At 64.0% G+C, this 17,765-nt stretch carries 14 protein-coding genes; 9 read left to right on the top strand and 5 right to left on the bottom strand.

The genetic code is table 11. The features are described 5' to 3' along the window. The first annotated feature begins 344 nt into the window (after positions 1 to 344). The 3 genes from ASF65_RS08015 to ASF65_RS08005 all read left to right on the top strand — a co-directional run bounded on the left by ASF65_RS08015 (position 345) and on the right by ASF65_RS08005 (position 3,459). Entirely contained in the window at positions 345 to 1,310 is a 966-nt protein-coding gene (locus tag ASF65_RS08015) for a tripartite tricarboxylate transporter substrate binding protein (RefSeq protein WP_055888992.1), read from the top strand. 148 nt (positions 1,311 to 1,458) lie between these two features. Further along, positions 1,459 to 1,947 (top strand): tripartite tricarboxylate transporter TctB family protein, encoded by a 489-nt coding sequence (locus tag ASF65_RS08010; RefSeq protein ID WP_156369213.1) that lies wholly within the window; start codon positions 1,459 to 1,461, stop codon positions 1,945 to 1,947. Positions 1,948 to 1,956: 9 nt separating this feature from the next. Beyond that, on the top strand, positions 1,957 to 3,459 hold the full coding sequence (locus ASF65_RS08005; RefSeq protein ID WP_055887657.1) for a tripartite tricarboxylate transporter permease: 1,503 nt from the start codon (positions 1,957 to 1,959) through the stop codon (positions 3,457 to 3,459). Positions 3,460 to 3,527: 68 nt separating this feature from the next. On the opposite strand, the gene ASF65_RS21315 is transcribed toward ASF65_RS08005, so the two are convergent. Beyond that, the gene (locus tag ASF65_RS21315) at positions 3,528 to 4,541 is read right to left on the bottom strand and encodes a LysR family transcriptional regulator (RefSeq protein ID WP_055887653.1); all 1,014 of its coding nucleotides are present in this window, start codon (positions 4,539 to 4,541) and stop codon (positions 3,528 to 3,530) included. 118 nt (positions 4,542 to 4,659) lie between these two features. On the opposite strand from ASF65_RS21315, the gene ASF65_RS07995 reads away from it, so the two are divergent. Both ASF65_RS07995 and ASF65_RS07990 read left to right on the top strand, forming a co-directional pair. Then, positions 4,660 to 5,904, top strand: a complete 1,245-nt coding sequence (locus tag ASF65_RS07995) for a zinc-binding dehydrogenase (protein WP_244486593.1) — start codon at positions 4,660 to 4,662, stop codon at positions 5,902 to 5,904. 124 nt (positions 5,905 to 6,028) lie between these two features. Next, a complete protein-coding gene (locus ASF65_RS07990; RefSeq protein WP_082505266.1) occupies positions 6,029 to 7,522 on the top strand; it encodes an aldehyde dehydrogenase family protein in 1,494 nt (497 codons plus the stop codon). A 226-nt stretch (positions 7,523 to 7,748) separates the two neighbouring features. Here ASF65_RS07990 and ASF65_RS07985 read toward each other — a convergent pair whose 3' ends face one another. From ASF65_RS07985 to ASF65_RS07975, 3 genes are all read right to left on the bottom strand, one after another. Continuing rightward, on the bottom strand, positions 7,749 to 9,203 hold the full coding sequence (locus ASF65_RS07985) for an aldehyde dehydrogenase family protein (protein ID WP_055887647.1): 1,455 nt from the start codon (positions 9,201 to 9,203) through the stop codon (positions 7,749 to 7,751). 21 nt (positions 9,204 to 9,224) lie between these two features. Then, positions 9,225 to 10,049, bottom strand: coding sequence for a glucose 1-dehydrogenase (locus ASF65_RS07980; RefSeq protein ID WP_055887645.1), 825 nt, complete (start codon positions 10,047 to 10,049; stop codon positions 9,225 to 9,227). A gap of 94 nt (positions 10,050 to 10,143) precedes the next feature. Further along, the gene (locus ASF65_RS07975; protein WP_244486592.1) at positions 10,144 to 10,899 is read right to left on the bottom strand and encodes an aldolase/citrate lyase family protein; all 756 of its coding nucleotides are present in this window, start codon (positions 10,897 to 10,899) and stop codon (positions 10,144 to 10,146) included. A gap of 313 nt (positions 10,900 to 11,212) precedes the next feature. Between ASF65_RS07975 and ASF65_RS07970 the strand changes: the two genes are divergently transcribed. The 4 genes from ASF65_RS07970 to ASF65_RS07955 all read left to right on the top strand — a co-directional run bounded on the left by ASF65_RS07970 (position 11,213) and on the right by ASF65_RS07955 (position 15,521). Next, a complete protein-coding gene (locus ASF65_RS07970; RefSeq protein ID WP_244486591.1) occupies positions 11,213 to 12,004 on the top strand; it encodes a cupin domain-containing protein in 792 nt (263 codons plus the stop codon). Between the two features lie 226 nt (positions 12,005 to 12,230). After that, entirely contained in the window at positions 12,231 to 13,121 is an 891-nt protein-coding gene (locus ASF65_RS07965; protein WP_244486590.1) for an NAD(P)-dependent oxidoreductase, read from the top strand. 85 nt (positions 13,122 to 13,206) lie between these two features. Further along, positions 13,207 to 14,019 carry an IclR family transcriptional regulator gene (locus ASF65_RS07960; protein WP_348271171.1) on the top strand — a complete coding sequence of 271 codons (813 nt, stop codon included), beginning with the start codon at positions 13,207 to 13,209 and terminating at the stop codon, positions 14,017 to 14,019. A gap of 548 nt (positions 14,020 to 14,567) precedes the next feature. Continuing rightward, positions 14,568 to 15,521, top strand: a complete 954-nt coding sequence (locus tag ASF65_RS07955; RefSeq protein WP_162239465.1) for an RES family NAD+ phosphorylase — start codon at positions 14,568 to 14,570, stop codon at positions 15,519 to 15,521. A 173-nt stretch (positions 15,522 to 15,694) separates the two neighbouring features. On the opposite strand, the gene ASF65_RS07950 is transcribed toward ASF65_RS07955, so the two are convergent. After that, on the bottom strand, positions 15,695 to 17,566 hold the full coding sequence (locus tag ASF65_RS07950) for an AAA family ATPase (protein ID WP_055887631.1): 1,872 nt from the start codon (positions 17,564 to 17,566) through the stop codon (positions 15,695 to 15,697). Between the last annotated feature and the right edge of the window lie 199 nt (positions 17,567 to 17,765).

Genomic DNA, 17,765 nt, shown 5'->3' with positions numbered 1-17,765 from the left:
GCTTCGCCGGGTGTCTCGCCGGAATGGAAGCCTATCAGTGCTGCTTATACCATCTGAGACGTTTGCCTGGGATTGGCCGTCGTAATCCTTCAAATCCGGCGGGAACCGTGATGTTGTGACGTCGATGATGCGCCGAACGACACAAGGACCGAGCGACCGGCCGATGCCACGCTCGGGGCTTCGAAGGGCACATTGATCGACCCAGGCGACCGGAGAAGCGGCTGGGGAGCGATCGGGAGAGAAGAGCGACTTCCACGTGGTGGAAGCGATCGCGAGCGAAGGCCACACCTCGTCGAAGAGGTCGGGATCGCCGCGAACAACGGGAGGAATTCGACTTGAAGCTCATGAGCACGTTCGTCGTCGCCGTGTCGGCGATTGCGGCGCTGGTATCGCCTGCGTCCGCACAGAAGTTCCCGGACAAGGCGGTCACGGTGATCCTGCCGTTCCCGGCGGGGACCGGGCCCGATTCGGTGATGCGCCAGGTCGGCGACAAGCTTTCGAAGAAGTGGGGTCAGCCGTTCATCGTCGAGAACCGACCGGGGGCGAACGGATGGACGGCCGTCGAAGCCGTGAAGAAGGCCGATCCGGACGGCTATACGCTGCTCCAGATCGACAACCTGCTCTTCGCGTTGCAGCCCCACGTCTTCAAGAAGCTGCCGTTCGACCCTGCCAAGGACTTGGTTCCCGTGGCGCCTCTCTACCAGACGAACTTCTTCGTCGTCGTTCCGGCCGAATCCCCCTGGAAGACCATCCCGGACCTCGTCGAGGCGGCACGGGCGAAGGGCGGCGGGATGACGTTCGGGTCCTCGGGCGTCGCGAGCCACATGCATCTCGGTGGAGAGATGCTCGAGAGCGCGACCGACGTGAAGATGACGCACGTTCCGATCAAGGACACCCCGCAGGTCTTCGTCTCGGTTGCCAACGGCGAACTCGACTGGGCGTTCGGATCGGCCTCGTCGTCCGGACCGATGTACCGTGCGCACAAGGTGAAGTATCTCGCGCTCGCCGCACCCAAGAGGCACCCGACGTTCCCCGACGTTCCGACCGTCGCGGAGGCTGGTGGGCCTGCCGACTTCGAACTGAAGTCCTGGGTGGCTCTGTTCGCCCGAACGGGAACGCCTCAGGAGATCGTTGACCAGATCAACGCCGACGTGACCGAGGCGCTCGCCGAGGCCGACGTCAAGGATCGCCTGATCTCAGTCGGTTTCACGCCTTGGGCCGACAAGCCTGCCGGTCTGGCGAAGGCCCTCGAGGAGGACTCCAAGCTCTTCGGGGACGTGGCGAAGCGCGAGAACATCTCCCTCGACTGACCACGTGCAGTCGATCGGGACGCTGGGCACTCGAACCGGCGTCCTGTCCGCCCTGACGTCCTCGGATTCGGCAGCCGGCCGGCCGCAACGGGCTTCGTCCTGCATCGGGCGCGAGGACTCGCAAATCTACGGTAAGGAGCGCAACGTCGTGGGTCTCAGCATTCGCGCACCGAAGGACTTCTGGACGGGAGCGATCTACTCGCTCGCAGGTCTCGCAGGCTACGTCGTGAGCCGCGACTACCCCTTCGGCTCGTCGGCCCGTATGGGTCCGGGCTATTTCCCGTTCGTCATCTCCGCCCTGCTCGTGCTCGTCGGTGCGATCGCGATCGTCCGCTCCTTTAGGATCGAGGGGGATCCGGTCGGACGACTCGCGCTCAAGCCGATGGCACTGATCACCGCCTCGGTCCTCTCGTTCGCGTTCCTCGTCAACACGGCAGGACTGCTCGTCGCGATGGCGGTGAGCATCCTCGTGGGTGCGTCGGCGAGCGAGCGGTTTCGCTTCGAATGGAAGGCCCTCATCGGCATGGCCGTGATGGTTGCCTTCTGCGCTCTCGTCTTCGTTCGTGGTCTCGGCGTACCGATGCCGCTCGTCGGACCTTGGATCTCGGGCATCGTTCCGGGCTGGTCGGGTTTCTGAGGTAGGAACATGGACGTCCTTTCGAACCTCTGGCTCGGCCTCGAGACCGCTCTCAACTTCAGCAACCTGTTCTACTGCCTGATCGGGGTGTTCCTCGGTACCGCGATCGGAGTCCTGCCTGGGCTCGGGCCCACGGCGACGATCGCCATGCTTCTACCTGTCACGCTGGGCCTGTCGCCGGTGACTGCGCTCATCATGCTCGCCGGCATCTTCTACGGCGCGCAGTACGGCGGCTCGACGACGGCGATCCTGATCAATCTCCCCGGCGAGGCGACGTCGATCGTCACCGCGTTGGACGGATACCAGATGGCCAGACAGGGAGAGGCGGGGCGGGCACTCGCGGCAGCGGCCATCAGCTCCTTCTTCGCGGGCACGGTCGCGACCGTCATCATCGCGCTCTTCGCGCCTCCTCTGGCGGAGATGGCGTTGAGCTTCGGTGCCGCAGAGTACTTCTCGCTCATGGTGCTCGGGCTCGTCGCCTCGATCGTCCTGGCAAGAGGATCCTTGCTTCACGCCCTGGGCATGATCCTTATCGGTCTGCTGCTGGGCCTCATAGGAACGGACACGAACACGGGAATGGGACGCTTCACGTTCGACATTCCCGAACTCTCAGACGGCCTGAGCTTCGTCGTCGTGGCGATGGGTGTGTTCGGCATCGGGGAGATCATCGCCAATCTCGAGCATGAATCGACGCGCCTTCCTGCCATCACCAACATCAAGCGGCCCTATCCGACCTGGGACGACTGGAAGAGGATGTTCGCTCCCATGGCGCGGGGCACCGCACTCGGTTCCGCTCTCGGGATCCTGCCGGGCGGCGGTGCCCTGCTCGCCTCGTTCGCCTCGTACGCCATCGAGAAGAAGGTCTCAAGGAACACGCATCAGTTCGGAAAGGGCGCCATCGAAGGCGTCGCGGGTCCGGAAGCGGCGAACAACGCCGGCGCCCAGACCTCCTTCATTCCGATGCTGACGCTTGGCATCCCGTCCAATCCGACGATGGCGCTCATGATCGGGGCGATGATCATCCAGGGTATCCAGCCAGGCCCCACCGTCATGACGGAACAGCCGACGCTGTTCTGGGGACTGATCGTGTCCATGTGGGTCGGCAACCTGATGTTGCTCGTCCTAAATCTTCCCCTCATCGGGCTCTGGGTCCGGATGACCGCAGTCCCGTATCACTTCCTCTATCCCGCCATCATCGTGTTCTGCCTGATCGGCGCCTTCAGTCTGAACAACACGAGCTTCGACGTCCTTCCGCTCGCACTGTTCGGGATCGTCGGGTACGTCTTTCGAAAGCTGGACGCCGAGCCTACGCCGCTTCTTCTGGCATTCGTCCTGGGGCCCATGATGGAGGACTTCCTGCGTCGGGCCCTCCTGGTCTCGGCGGGAGATCCGAGCGTGTTCGTCACGCGGCCGATCAGTGCGGTCATGCTCGGGCTGGCTGCGATCCTCCTCGTGTTCCTCCTGCTTCCCGCATTCGGCAAGACGCGTGAGGTCGCATTCAAGGAGGATTGAGGGAAGATCGCCGTCGACCCCTTTCCCACATCCCTCACGACGGGAACGCTCCGGCAGACCGAAGGCGACTAACGAACGTCCCTGGTGTCTGCCCGAGCCGGAGCATGCATCGGGATGTCCGCATCGCTCTCGCCAGAGAAGCGTCGACGTCCTTGCTGCTGGATCCATCTGACAAGCGCCTGTCCAGGCGGCGACAACTCGCTTCCGTCCCTCAGGAACACCGCGATGCTTCGCTCCAGTTCGACCTGATGGAATGGCAGCAGGACGACCCTCGCATCAGCGAGTTCCTCCTGCACCGCGTGGGCGGGCAGGAGCGCCAGATGGGGGCTGTCGGTGATGAGCGACTTGAGGAGGGACATCGAGCTGCAGACGGTCACCTTGTGCCGGAGCGTGAGCCCTGCCGGCTCCAGGATTCTTTCCAAGGCCGTATTTCGCCAACCGGTCGTCGGCGTGACCCAGTGATGCTCGATGATGTCGTCGAGGGTCACGACGGCCTGCGCGGCGAGGGGATGCGAGGAGCCTGCCACGACGTGCAGTTGCTCACGGAACAGGACGCGTTGTCTGAGGCCGTAGGCATGGTTGGCCGGGTCGACCACGCCGATCGAAAAATCGTGGTCGTGGCGCAGAAGACCCCACAGAAGCTCGTTCTGAGGTCGCTCCGTAACCTGTAGCTCCAGATGCGGATGCTCGCCGCGCCACTGGCGGATCGCCCTTGGCACGATGCTGCCTGCCAGTGTCGGGAGGCACCCGAATCTCAGGACACCATGGCTGTTCCCAGGTGACCCCTTAAGCTCGTCCTCGGCCGTCCGTAACGTCTCGAGCACGTTCCGGGCATGCCGGAAGAGGATCTCTCCCTGCTCGGTGGGCTCGACGCCATGGGCACCACGTCGGAGAAGCTTCGTCCCGAGTTCCCTCTCCAGACTATCCATCGACATGGAGAGGGCCGGTTGGGAGAGCCCGAGAACCTTCGCAGCCCTGCTCAGGCTCCCTTCGAGCACGATCTGAGCGAAGTAGGTGACCTTTCGGGCGTCCACGGGCCTGCGAGGTCCGGCAGCCTCTTCCGCGAGCGCATCGTCGCCCATGCGGCATCCTTTCCAGTCGTGAGATCCTGCCGGCCGATCCAGCGTCAGAACGGCCGAGCAGACATGCGGTGAAGATGCGCGGCGACCATAAGGAAACTTATCGCCTCCACGGCGGGCCGTGAAGCTCCCGTTCCGTCGGGGCCGGAAATCACCTACTCCTGAGTTGGGTGAACAGGACGCTTCCGAACCAGGAAGAGGCGTCCCGCCGCGAGGGCGGCCCATCCGTGATCTCTGCAGCCATTCGGCGCATTCGGAGGCGGTCCCGCCTGCGGAGCCCTTGGCGCGCTCATGGATCCGCCAATTCCGACCCGATGTCCGCGAATGGGAGAAGATCATGAAGGCCGTCGTATTTCTCGGGGAGGGGAAACTCGAGCTGCGGGAGTTCCCCGATCCGGTGCCGGGACCGGACGAGGTGGTGATCCGCATGAAGGCTTCCGGAATGTGCGGGAGCGATCTCCATCACCTGCACGAGCCCCGTCGACGCGAGGATCAGATCGTCATCGAGGGGCATGAACCCTGTGGCGTCGTCGAACTCGTCGGATCGGCCGTGCGCCCTGCCGAAGCCCGAGTCGGCGATCGGGTGATGGTCCACCACTACGACGGATGCAGGACCTGCAGTCACTGTCGCTCGGGGTGGACACAGCTCTGCGAGACCGATCGTGTCGTCTACGGAGGGCTGAACGGTCACGGGGCGCACGCGGAATTCATGAAGGTACCGGCGCATACGCTGATCAGGCTGCACGACGACATGACGTTCAAAGCCGGTGCGGCGGTCGCCTGCGGAAGCGGTACCGCCTATGCCGCCCTCAAACGCATCGACCTCTCGGGAGACGATACCGTCGCCGTCTTCGGGCAGGGACCGGTCGGTCTGAGCGTCACGATGTTCGCGAAGGCGATGGGGGCGAGGGTGATCGCACTGGATGTCGGGGCGGAGCGCCTCGCCATGGCGCGGAGGTTCGGGGCCGACATCGTCATCAACCCGCTGGAAGTCGAGCCTGTTCAGGCGATCCGGGACGTCACCCGTGGCGGGAGCGGGGCGGACAAGGCGGTCGAATGCAGCGCGAACGTCGAGGCGCGGCGCCAGGCGATCCGATGCACCAGGACCTGGGGCACCACCGTCATGATCGGCGTGACAGGGAACGTGGAGTTCCACAGCAACGACATCATCCTGCAGAACCGGTCGGTCCTCGGATCCCTCACGTTCTCGAAGAACCTGCAGTCGGATTGCTCGGACTTCGTAATGGAACGTGGCCTCCCGGTGGACGAACTCTTCACCCACGAGTTCCGGCTGGAGCAGGCGGAGGAAGCTTACGGTCTTTTCGATCAGAAGAAGATCGGCAAGGGCGTCTTCGTCTTCGACTGACCGGGCTTCCGGAGACCATGGCCGATCCGGCAGACCTGGCTTCAAAGCGCTTGCTCCAGGGGGTCCCCGAAGCGACGGCCCGCCGGCTCCAACCCTCAACGACATCGACTTCGAGGAACGCGAAATGACTTCCCAGACGTTCGAGATCGGCGACGCTGCAAGACGCTTCCTCGATCGTGGTTCCCATCGACTCATCATCGACGGTGGTCTGGTGGAGGCCGTCGGAGGTGGGACCATCGAGACGTTCGATCCATCGTCGGGTGTCGTTCTCGGACATCTGGCCGCCGGCGAGGCCGACGACGTCGAGAAGGCCGTGCGCGCTGCGCGAGCCGCCTTCGAGGGGGAGTGGAGGCACTGGACGCCGTACGACCGGCAGGCGCTTCTGTTCAGGGCGTATCAGCTACTGAACGAGAACTTCGACGACATCGCATCGATCGAGACTCTCGACATGGGGGCGCCGATCTCTCGCACGCGTGGCTCGAAGGCCGCTGCCCTCCGCATGGTTCAGTTCTTCGCGTCGATGGCGCTTAACATCCGCGGCGAGACCATCCAGAACGGCCTGCCCGGCGACGTCACGACGATGACGATCCGGGCTCCAGCGGGCGTCGTCGCCGGCATCGTTCCGTGGAACGGATCCCTGACCGCCATCTGGTGGATCGTCGGGGCAGTCATGGCGACCGGATGCACGACCGTCCTGAAGCCGGCGGCCGAGGCGTCGCTCAGCATCCTGTATCTCGTCGAGCTGCTTCATGGGATCGGGCTTCCGAAGGGCGTCGTCAACGTCGTCACGGGGCATGGCTCTACGGCCGGAGACGCCCTGGCGCGTCACCCGGACGTCGACCGGATCGCCTTCACGGGATCGACCGAGACCGGACGACGGATCATCGATGCCTCGAAGGTCAACATCAAGCGTCTGCAGCTCGAACTCGGAGGCAAGTCGCCCGACATCGTCTTCGCCGACGCGGACCTGGACAAGGCTGTGCCCGGTGCGGCCTTGGGCGTGTTCGGAAACTCCGGGCAGGTCTGCTTCGCCGGTACGCGCCTTCTGGTGCAACGAAGGATCGCGGACGAGTTCACCTCGCGGTTTTCGGCATTCGTCGAGACGCTCCGTGTGGGGCCGGCGATGGATCCGAGCGCCCAGCTCGGGCCGGTGATCTCGACGAAGCAACGGGATACGGTCCTGTCGTACGTCGACGCCGGCCGAGCGGAGGGAGCGAGACTCGTCACCGGAGGAAATGCCCTGACCGGTCAGTATGCCGACGGGTACTTCGTCCAACCGACCGTCTTCGCCGGCGTCGACATGGACATGAGGATCGCTCGTGAGGAAATCTTCGGCCCTGTCGTATCGATCATTCCCTTCGATGACGTCGAGGACGCCATCCGCATCGGAAATCAGACCGAGTATGGTCTGGCTGGCGCCGTCTGGTCGCGGGACGTCTCTACGGCCCTGACCGTCGTCGATCGCATCCACGCCGGTGTCATGTGGGTGAACTGCTACGGCCTGATCGATCCGCTCGTCGGCTTCAATGGTGCCAAGATGAGCGGTTACGGAGCGAAGGGTAGTCTCGCACACCTCGACAACTACCTCTACACGAAGAGCGTCTACGTCCAGCGTTGACGGTACGCTCCAAACGATCGCGGCTCCTCGTCGCGGTCACCCACCTACCCATACAGGGGCGAGGGGACCGCTGGTGCGCGGCCTAATAACGGCGGTCATGCGGTTTGATTGGCGACAATGCAGGCGTCCCGTGCGGTGGGCCAGATAAGGTTCCGACCGATCAACGAAGCCGGGCGCCCACGATCCGTCGTGAGCGCCCGGCGCAGTCAGTTCGCTGGCGGCCGTGTCAGGCAGCAAATTCCGGAAGGCGGCCGGCTTCATCCTCGAAGCCGTAGATCGACTTGATCTCGAGATACTCCTCGAGCCCGACGGCTCCCATCGACCGACCGATCCCGGATTGCTTGTAGCCACCCATCGGCGTGACCGAGTTCGTCGCGGCCCCGTTGAAGCAGATCCGACCGGCGCGTAGACCGGCTGCGAACTCGAAGGACCGTCGACGGTCCCCTCCGAACACGTAGCCTCCGAGGCCGTAGGGGCTGTCGTTCGCGATGTCCAACGCCTCCGCCTCCGTCGAGTAGGGGGTTACGGCCAGCACCGGACCGAAGATCTCCTCCCTGGCGATCGTCGCTTCCGGGGCGACGTTGCCGAACACGGTCGGCCTGACGAAGTATCCCTGGTTCCGTCCGTCGGGCTTGCCGGGACCTCCGCAGGCGAGCGTCGCTCCTTCGTCGATGCCGACCTGGATGTATCGCTGGATCCTGTCGAACTGCGCCTGATTGACGACCGGCCCCATCGTCGTCTCGGCCTCCTTCGGATCTCCGAGGCGGTATCGAGAAGCCTCGTCGACGAGGAATGAAACCGCCTGATCCATCTGGTCCTTGTGCACGAGCATCCGGCTCGGGGCGTGGCACGACTGTCCGGCATTGAAGAAGCACCGCTGGACGTTCCACCGGGCTGCCTTCTCGATGTCGGCATCCTTCAGGACGATGTTCGCCGACTTGCCGCCGAGTTCCAGCGAGACGCGCTTGACGGTCCGGGCAGCAGCCTCTCCGACCTTCGCACCGGCTCCGGTCGAGCCGGTGAAGGAGATCATGTCCACCTCGGGGTGGATCGAGAGTGCCGCTCCGACCTCGCGTCCCTTGCCCAGGACGAGGTTGAAGACGCCCTGCGGTACGCCGGCCTTCTCGAAGATCTCGGCCATGACGATCGCGGTGATCGGCGAGGCGTCCGACGGCTTGAGGACGACGGTGCAGCCTGCGGCGATACCGTAGATCGCCTTGATCACCGGCGTCTGCATCGGCCAGTTCCAGGGGGAGATCAGGGCACATACGCCGATCGGCTCCCGGCGGACGATCGTGCCGTCGAGCTGCTTGTCGAAGCTGTAGCTCCGGAGAAGATCCCTGGCCACCCTGATATGGCCCACGGGACCCGTCGCCTGTGCGCGTGCACTGACCGGAATGCCGACCTCTCGGGCCATCAGCAGCGAGATCTCGTCGACCCGTTCCTCGTAGGCTGCCGCGATGCGGTCGAGAAGAGCGATCCGTTCGTCGAGGCTGGTTCGCGAGAACGATGCGAAGGCACGCCGCGCCGCCATGACGGCCCGATCGACGTCGTCGGCCGTTCCCCCGGATGTGACCATCGCGAACGGCGTCTCGGTGTACGGATCGATGGATGGCTTCAGGTGAGCGTTCGACGGTTTCACCCACTGTCCGTCGATGAAGTGGTTCTCGTAGGAGATCATGGGATCCGTCCTGTCGTAGGCTCAGAAGCTGTGCGTGTAGCCGCCGTCGCAGGCGATCGTCTGACCGGTGATGAAGCCGGACGCCGGCGTGCTCAGGAACATCGAGAGCCCGACGAGGTCGGATGGAACCAGCGTGCGCGGGATGCACTGCAGGTCGATGTTGCGCTGAAGGACCTCCGGCGTCAGGCTCGCGACGCGGGCTGGAACCTCCGTCGCGACGGTGCCGGGCCTGATGCAGTTCACCGTGACGCCGTGGGGCCCAAGTTCACGCGCCATCGAGTTGGTCATGCCGATCAACGCCGACTTGGAGGTCACGTAGTGCAGGTAGTTCTTCGTGCCTCGATGCACGGAGGCGGAGGAGATGTTGATGATGCGTCCGAAGCCGCGCTCCTTCATCGGCTTGGCTACGGCACTGGCGCAGTAGAATACGCCGTTGACGTTGATGTTCATGACGCTCTGCCACTCTTCCGTCGGGATTTCGTCGAACGGACGCTTGATCAGGGCAGAGAAGATCGAGGCGTTGTTGATCAGGACGTCGATACGGCCGTAGCGCTCGATCGTGGACGCGACCATCTTCTCGACGGCTTCGCGGCTCGATACGTCGACGGATAGAGATAGCGCCTCGCCCCCCGCGGTACCGATCTCGTCCGCGACCGCGCCGGCCTTGTCGAGGTTCAGATCGGCAACGACGAGTTTCGCCCCGGCGGCGGCGAACTGGCGGGCGAGTTCGCGCCCGATGCCCTGGCCCGAGCCGGTGACGAGAACCACGCGGTCCTGGACCCCGAAGTTGCGGGCATCCGCCGAGAGATCGGCGTTCTGCTTGGTCTGTGTGGCGGCGAAGTTCACGGCGTTTCTCCGGTCGATGTGACGAAGCTTCGGGAGGACGACCTGCAGCCGCGATCCTCGGGACGACCCGAGGCGAGGGACCGCAGGCGGGCGATCAGGCAAATGCGCGGGCGGCGGAGGTCGCCGCATTCATCAGGAAACCCGTGTCGCTGCCTGCCGAGACGTAACGGGCGCCCAGCCCGATGATCTCTCGAGCGATGTCGGGCCTCGAATTTAGGCCGCCGATGCCGAGGTGCTTGCCACGTGCCCGGCAGACGGATGCTATGTGGGCGTACGCGTCGCGCACGTCGGGGTGATCGAGCTGGCCGGGAACTCCCAGCGAGTTGCAGAGATCGTTGGTACCGACGTGGAGCATGTCGAGCCCGTCGACGGATGCGATCTCGTCCGCCTTCTCGATGGCATCGACCGACTCGATCATGCCGACCACGAGGGTCGCGGCGTCCATCTTCTCCATGACCTCGGCGGCAGGACCGCCCTTGAACAGGGTGTGGGGGTTGATGCCGAGGAGGGAGCGACGGCCGCGAGGAGGGAACTTCGCCGCCTCCACGACCAGCTCGGCGTCCGCCTTGGTCTCCATGTGAGGAATGATGACGCCCTGTGCGCCGGACTCGAGCACACGACCGATCTCGGCGGTATCGATGCCCGCGACGCGCACGAGCGGGGTCACTCCGAGGGCGGCTGCGGTGAGACTGATCTGGCTGACCGTCTCGAGCGAGAAGCTGCAATGTTCCAGATCGACGTACAGGCTGTCGAAGCCGGCGCTCTTCGCGATCGCCGCGATCTCGACGTTCCGCATGAGACGCACGATCATGCCGACGGCGAGTTCGCCCGCGTCCATCTTGGCCTTCATGGCGTTCTTTAGCGGAATCTCGATCATCGACATAATAAACGGGCCCCTCGCGGCCGTTCCGGCCATGTTGTCGCCGGGTATGGCGAACTTGGCGCAATTGAATGCTACTCGGTCCCAAGCTTAGCAAGCGGTACGGAAGTGCGGACGACATTCCGTATAAAGGAGGGTTATAGCCCCGCTGCTACGCCTATAGGAATGCGCGGAGGCCCTGATCTATAGTCGGTCCTGCCAAATCATTTGCTCCGACGTCATATGAGGACCGGATATGCGTATTTCTGAAGCATCGACTGCCGAGGGCGGTCAGGTTGGATCCATGCGCGACGGCAAGCTGGACCAGAAGTTCCTCCTGCAGGGCGACGACGACTCCCCGAACAACTACCTCCTGAACGTGGGTCTGACGGGGTCCGGCGGGTGGGGCACGCCCCGGCATCGGCACAACTTCGACCAGATCCGTTACGTGCTGAAGGGCAAGTATCCGGCGTCGCCCCACAAGATCATGGGCGAGGGCTCCGTGGCCTACTTCCCGGAGAGCGTGCACTACGGCCCGCAGGACCGGCCGGAAGGCCTCGAGATGATGGTCATCCAGTTCGGCGGCGCGAGCGGCGACGGCTTCCTGTCCACACCCAAGCGCGAAGCTGCGAACGAGGCGCTGAAGGCCAAGGGCGAGTTCAAGAACGGCATCTTCACCTGGTTCGACGAGAAGGGCCAGAAGCACAACATGGACGGCTCGGCGGCCTGCTTCGAGGAAGCGACCGGCAAGAAACTCGTCTTCCATCCGCCCCGCTACGACGACATCATGATGATGGATCCGGAGGCCTACGCCTGGGTCGGCACCGGAACCGAGGGCGTCTCCTCGAAGGTTCTCGGCGTCTTCACGGAACGCAACACCCGGATCGGCTTCCTCAAGATCGACGCGGGCGCGACCTACAACACCGGTACCCGGTCCCAGATCGAAGTGCTCTTCATGAGCAAGGGCAGCATCACGGTAGACGGCAGGACATACGGCGAGAAGACCGCCATCGAGCTGCTTCCGAGCGATGCGCCCGTGGACATCAAGGCGAACGAGGAGTCCCTGTTCTTCACCGTGACCCTCCCGCAGTTCTGAACCTTGCGGACGGGCGGCGCAGACCTCCCTGCCGCCCATCCTCGCGTCCTTCCGCGTCCTTCCCTGCGGAGGGACGCACCTCGTCGGGTCGACTTCACCGTCGGCCCGACGAGGTGCGTCCTGCGACCATCCTCAAGTCTCGTGACGTCGTCGACCGACCCGATCGTCCGAGCATTTCAGGGAGCGAAATTTGAGACCCGTGCTCCGTTATCCCATGATGACAGGGATGGAATACCCGCGGCTCGACGCCGCTGACCTCGTCGACGTCGTCGCCGACGAAGCGGCGATCGTCTCGCTACCACCCGAGCGGCGGGCCGGCGTCCGGGTCCTGATGACCAGCGCGAGTCTGGGCTGTGGCGCCTCCATCGTCGAAGCCCTGCCGAATCTGCGTTTCGTCGTGTCCCAGGGGGCCGGACGCGACAAGTTCGACCTTCCGTCGATCGAGGCGCGTGGCATCCGCCTGCGCAACGTCGGCGAGGCCCTGACCGAGGACGTGGCCGATCTCGCGATGTCGCTCGTTCAGATGTCGTCCCGTCGCCTCGTTCAGGCGGACCGGTTCGCACGAAGCGGCGACTGGAAGGAGAAACGATACGAGCCGGGCCTGAGCCTCGTGGACGCCACGATCGGCATCGCTGGTCTCAGTGGCAGGATCGGTCGTGCGATCGCTCGTCGGGCCGAGGCATCCTGCATGACAGTCGCAGGACTCGACCGTCCGTCGAACGTGGGCCTGTCGGACGCCCTCTATCCCGACATGGTGTCGCTTGCCGAAGCGTGCGACGTCCTCGTCCTAGCCGTGCCAGGCACCCAGACGTTGAAGCACGTCGTAGGCGAGGCCGAACTGCGGGCCCTCGGGCCCAAGGGGCGTCTGGTGAACGTCGGCAGGGGCGACCTCGTCGATACGTCCGCCCTCATCGCGGCCCTGGAGTCGGGGACGATCTACGGAGCCGGTCTCGACGTGGTCGAAGGCGAACCGACGGTTCCGTCGAGGTTGGCGGCTCTGGGTAACGTCGCGATCACGCCGCACATCGGTGGTGCCACGTGGGGCGCCCGCTCCAGAGGGGCCCGGATCGCGGAGGACGAAGTGTTGGCGGAGCTAGACGAATCGGTCCCCGTCTAGAAAACTCGATCTATCGCTCCTGCAGGGACCTGTTTCTACACCAAGGTTTCATATATGAAACTTGCAGTGGTCGTCTCGTTCGTAGATGGCCGACGGCGAAGGGCAGGCAGGCATGGCGAACTATGCGGACGACGCGGCGGGCGGCAAGTACCGTGCGCCAGCTCTGACGAAGGGCCTCGACATCCTCGAACTCCTGGCCTCGGCGGAGGAGGGACTGTCCCAGGTCGAGATCGCCCGCATGCTGGACAGGACGACGTCCGAGATCTTCCGAATGCTGGTCGTGCTGTGCGAGCGCGGCTACGTCGAACTCGGCGGCTCCGACACCTACCGTCTGACCACCAAGATGTTCGAGGTGGCCCACCGCCATCCGCCTATCCGGCGCCTGACGTCGATCGCCGGCGATGCGATGCAAAAGCTCGCGAACCGCATCAACCAGTCGATCCACATGTGCATCCTGAACTCCGGCAAGCTGCTCGTGATCGCGCAGGTCGACTGTCCGGACAACAACCTGAACTCGGTCCGGCTCGGTGCCCAGATCCCGATCTACGACTCCGCTTCGGGGCGCGTCCTGGCAGCGTTCATGGACGACGATGGCCTCGCCAACCTGTTGGTCCTCGCCGGAGACGAGCCCAGGGACCGTCGAGCCCGGTTTTTGGCGGATCTCGAAGGTGTTCGACGTTCGGGCTACTGCGAAGGCGAATCGCTGACCATCGAGGGCGTCGTCAACCTGTCCGCCCCGGTCTTCGATTTCTCCGGGAAGGCAGTCGCCGCCGTGACGACGCCGTTCATTCGTCGTCTGACGGGCACCTCGAACGTCCCGGTCGAAGAGGCAAGAGCGGAGATTGTGGCGACCTGCCGCGACCTTTCCAACCGCATGGGCGCCGGCGTGGCTCGTTGACGGAAGCTGCCATCCAGCATCTCGGTTGCGATCCCGACTGCGTCGGGTGCAGCAAGCCATCGCCGCGCGTACCTGCATGCTACCCGAACGTCCGCACGGAGACCGCCCTTGGCCAAGGGCCTTCTACGAGATATCGATCCTGACCGAAGGCCGAGGATCGACCGAGGCGTGCCATTGGACGCTTTCCGATGAATGTCTGCCCGGAATGCTTCGGCAACGAGACGTTGAAGCGGCGGCTCATCGAGATTCGACCACGCTTTCCCTCCGGCGAGAAGTGCCGGTTTCATCCGAACCTCAAGGCTGTTCCCATCGATGAAGTCGGGCGGATCGTCGATCCCGCCTTCAGGGCGAACTACGGCTTCGGCGAATGGAGATACGATCAGGAGGAGGGCGATGATCTGCACTTCCTGATCGAGGACATGACGGGAGCTTCGGAAGAGGCTGTCGTCTCGGAACTCGTCGACTGGCTCGTCGCGAACGATTCCTACTGGCCGCCCGACGGCGAAGAGGCGTTCTACGCGACCGACCGGAACTACGTTTCGGTTCCGTTGGACGGATGGCGACATAGCGTCCTCTGGGAACGCTTCCGCGAGGCGATCCTGCATCGCCAGCGCTTCTTCAACGATCGTGCCAAGGGGTTCCTCGACGAGATATTCGAAGGAATTCAGCACCAGTCAGACGTCTCGGGTCGACCGACTTTCTATCGATCGTCTGCCGACGACGGACTCATCATCTTTCGGGCTCGCGTCGTCGCGGACGAGGCGGCCTTCCGGCAGATCGCGAAGAATCCTGCAGCGTCGATGGGGACGCCGCCCCCGTCGCTGCGTAGGCAGGGCCGGATGAATGCTGCGGGCATCCCGGTCTTCTATGGTGCGACCGAACGCGACACGGCGACCGCCGAACTCCGCCCCGCAGTTGGGGCCCGCATCGCCGTGGCGGCATTCAGGCCTCAGCGACCAATCCACGTGCTCGACCTTACCCGGTTCGACCGACCGGGCAAGCGGCTGGACATCCTTTCGAAGAATCATGCCAAGCGGGCGACGCAGTGGGCGTTCATGCAGAGTTTCGCGCTCGAGATCAGCAAACCGGTCCTGCCGGGCGACGAGCATCTCGAGTACGTTCCGGCTCAGGTCGTCGCCGAGTACCTGACGACCCAATCCGTACGGTGGCGAGGAACCGACGTGACGCCCGACGCCGTCATGTTCCGGTCCGCTCAGCGCGATGGCGGCAAGAACATCGCGATCATGGGAGATGCCGCGAAGGTCGCCGGAGCGACGACCACCGTCCCGGAACGTGAGGGCAGCCGATCCACCGAACCCGACGATCTGGACTTCTACGACTTCACGTCGCCCTTGGCTCCACGCGAGAATCCTGGACTGGAGTACGTCGATGGCTCGATCGAACTCGTCACGGTCCGTTCCGCGACGTATTCGGTCGGCGTGCAGCATGTCTCGCTCGGCGACGCGGATTCGCCGACCGGCGCGGACGAGGATCGTTTCTGATCCATTTCCCTATCGCCTTCCGAAGAGCGTGCCGCGACGCGTCGCAGGGCGACCGCCTTCGCCTGCAGGCGTGCGCGGGCCCAACGTCCGCATGATCTTCAGGTACGGGTTCGACCGTCGAGAAGTCCCTCAGCAGAACCCGGAGGGCTAGCCGCCTTCGAGATTTCGGAACTTCAGACGAACTTCCGGAACAACTCGACCCAACGCTTCATGAGGGCGTCGTCCACGAACCGATCGCCGTTGGCCAAAAGCTTGTTCTTCACGCCGAGCGAAAGCTCGACCTTCCAACCGTCCGGCAGCGTGATTCCGTTTGAGGCAGCCCACGACTTGATCTGTGGGACGATGGGCGAACCCGTCTTGTAGACGTCCTCGAACTCGTCCCGGGGCCGGCGCTCCATCTTGTCGAGAACGCCGATCATCAGTTCCGCTGGGAGGAGATCCTCGATCTCCGTCGCCTTCATCCCCGGGAGGAACTGATCGGTCGTCAAGACGAGCTTCTCCGATCCCTGATAGAGGGTCTCCTGCAGGTTCTTGGCAGCCTGCGCTCCCTGAGCGTCGCCATCGAGGAGGACGACGGGCAGGGTGTCGTCGCGCCCCATGAGGATAGCGGCGATCAGTCGGGCGGTCTTGGCACCCCCGGAGGGAGGAAAGACGAGTTCCCTGCTCGGCTTGATCTTCCCCTTCCTGATGAGGATCGTCTTGATCGCCGAGAGGTAATGTTGGTCCGATGGCCCTTCGACGATGACCGGCGTGCAACCCAGGAGAAGACTTTCCGCGACCGAGAGGTTGAGAGCCGAGTGGACGGCGTAGGCGGCCCCGCTTCCGCGTGTACCTACGGCGAGGTTTCCGGACGATTTCGTTCCACCCCTCTCGTCGACGAACACCTTCCTGACGCGATCGAGGCGGTCGGCGTCGATCAAGAACGGCGAATGCGTCGTGAACAGAAGCTGGTGAGTCGCCGCCAGGTTGTCGAAGAACCTCGTCAGGTCCCGTTGGGCGAGGGGGTGCAGCGAATGCCCCGGCTCGTCGAGCAGGATGATCGCGTTCTCGTGCGCGTCCTCGCTCTCGTAGGTGAAGACCAGGAAGAAGCTCAGGAACCACTGCAGCCCGGTACTGCGGTTCTCGAGTTCGATCTCCTCGGTTCGACGATCGTCCGCCACCCAGATCCGGAAATAATTCCCGTCCGCCTGGAGGCGGAACCGGTAATCGCCCTGTTTCCACCAGTCCCTGAACGTACGGGTCAGCTTTGCCGACGCGGACTGCAGCAGCGCTGCCCGGGTGCGAAGCTGTTCGTCGTCGAGTACGATCTGCTCCTCGGACTTCTCGTCGATAGTCTTCTGGCCGTAGTGATTCACCCGTTCGGTGACACCGGTTGCCTTGGCGAGTTCGAGGATCTCCTGGGGGCTGAGGCTGACGAGCTCGAACAGCACCTTCAGCGTGCGCGCCTTCGCAGCCTCCTTGGCGCCGAGATCGCTGCGGGATAGGTTCTCGACGGCGTGCGGCAGATAGATCTGCGCGTCGAGGTTGCCATAGTTCGAGTAGTAGACGAACTTCGGAAGCCGAGCGCGGAGCACTCCGTGCAGAGTCGGCCCCTTGGCATCCGCCTTCTCTTCGTCGGCACCGTCCTCGGCGAGCTTGGCTAGGCGGGCCGTCTCGAACGCCTTCGACGGGTCGAACGTATAGTTCTCGAACCAGATGCCGTACCGCCCGGCAAAATCCCGAACGACACGGATCGTGCCCGTCTTCGTCCGGTCGGCACCCCAGCGCTCGCAGATGTCACGTTCGCGATCGCTCAGCTCGAAGATGCAATCAATGAAGTCGTGCTTCTCCGGTGCGCTCCGCATCTCGGCATACCGGGCTCGAGGCATGTCGTCGAGCAGGCTGATCTTCCCGTTTCCGGACGGATTCAGCTTCCAGAGTGGCAGAAGAAGATTGGTCTTTCCGGCCTCGTTCTCGCCGATCAGTGCGGTGACGTCGGATACGTCGATCCAGCCACTGTCATCGACCGAACGAAAGTTCGTCACACGGTATCTCAGGAGTTTCATGCGGACCCAGGCGTCGGACGTGTGGCAGCCATTCTGGCATCGTCGAACCCGTTTGCAAGGCGCATGGACCCTTCGCCGAAACTCGCGCCGTCGCATCGGGACGTTCAGCCCGAGATCATGTCGTGCTGATCCTGGGCGCAGGGAACGCCCGGTCCGGTGGGATGCGGGCACCCTCGGAATAGGGACGCGGTGCCGTCGC

This window comes from Aureimonas sp. Leaf324 (genome assembly GCF_001423245.1).
GTDB lineage: Bacteria > Pseudomonadota > Alphaproteobacteria > Rhizobiales > Rhizobiaceae > Aureimonas.
Note: the sequence above shows the minus strand (reverse complement) of the source record. Positions and strands in the feature narration are given on the sequence as shown.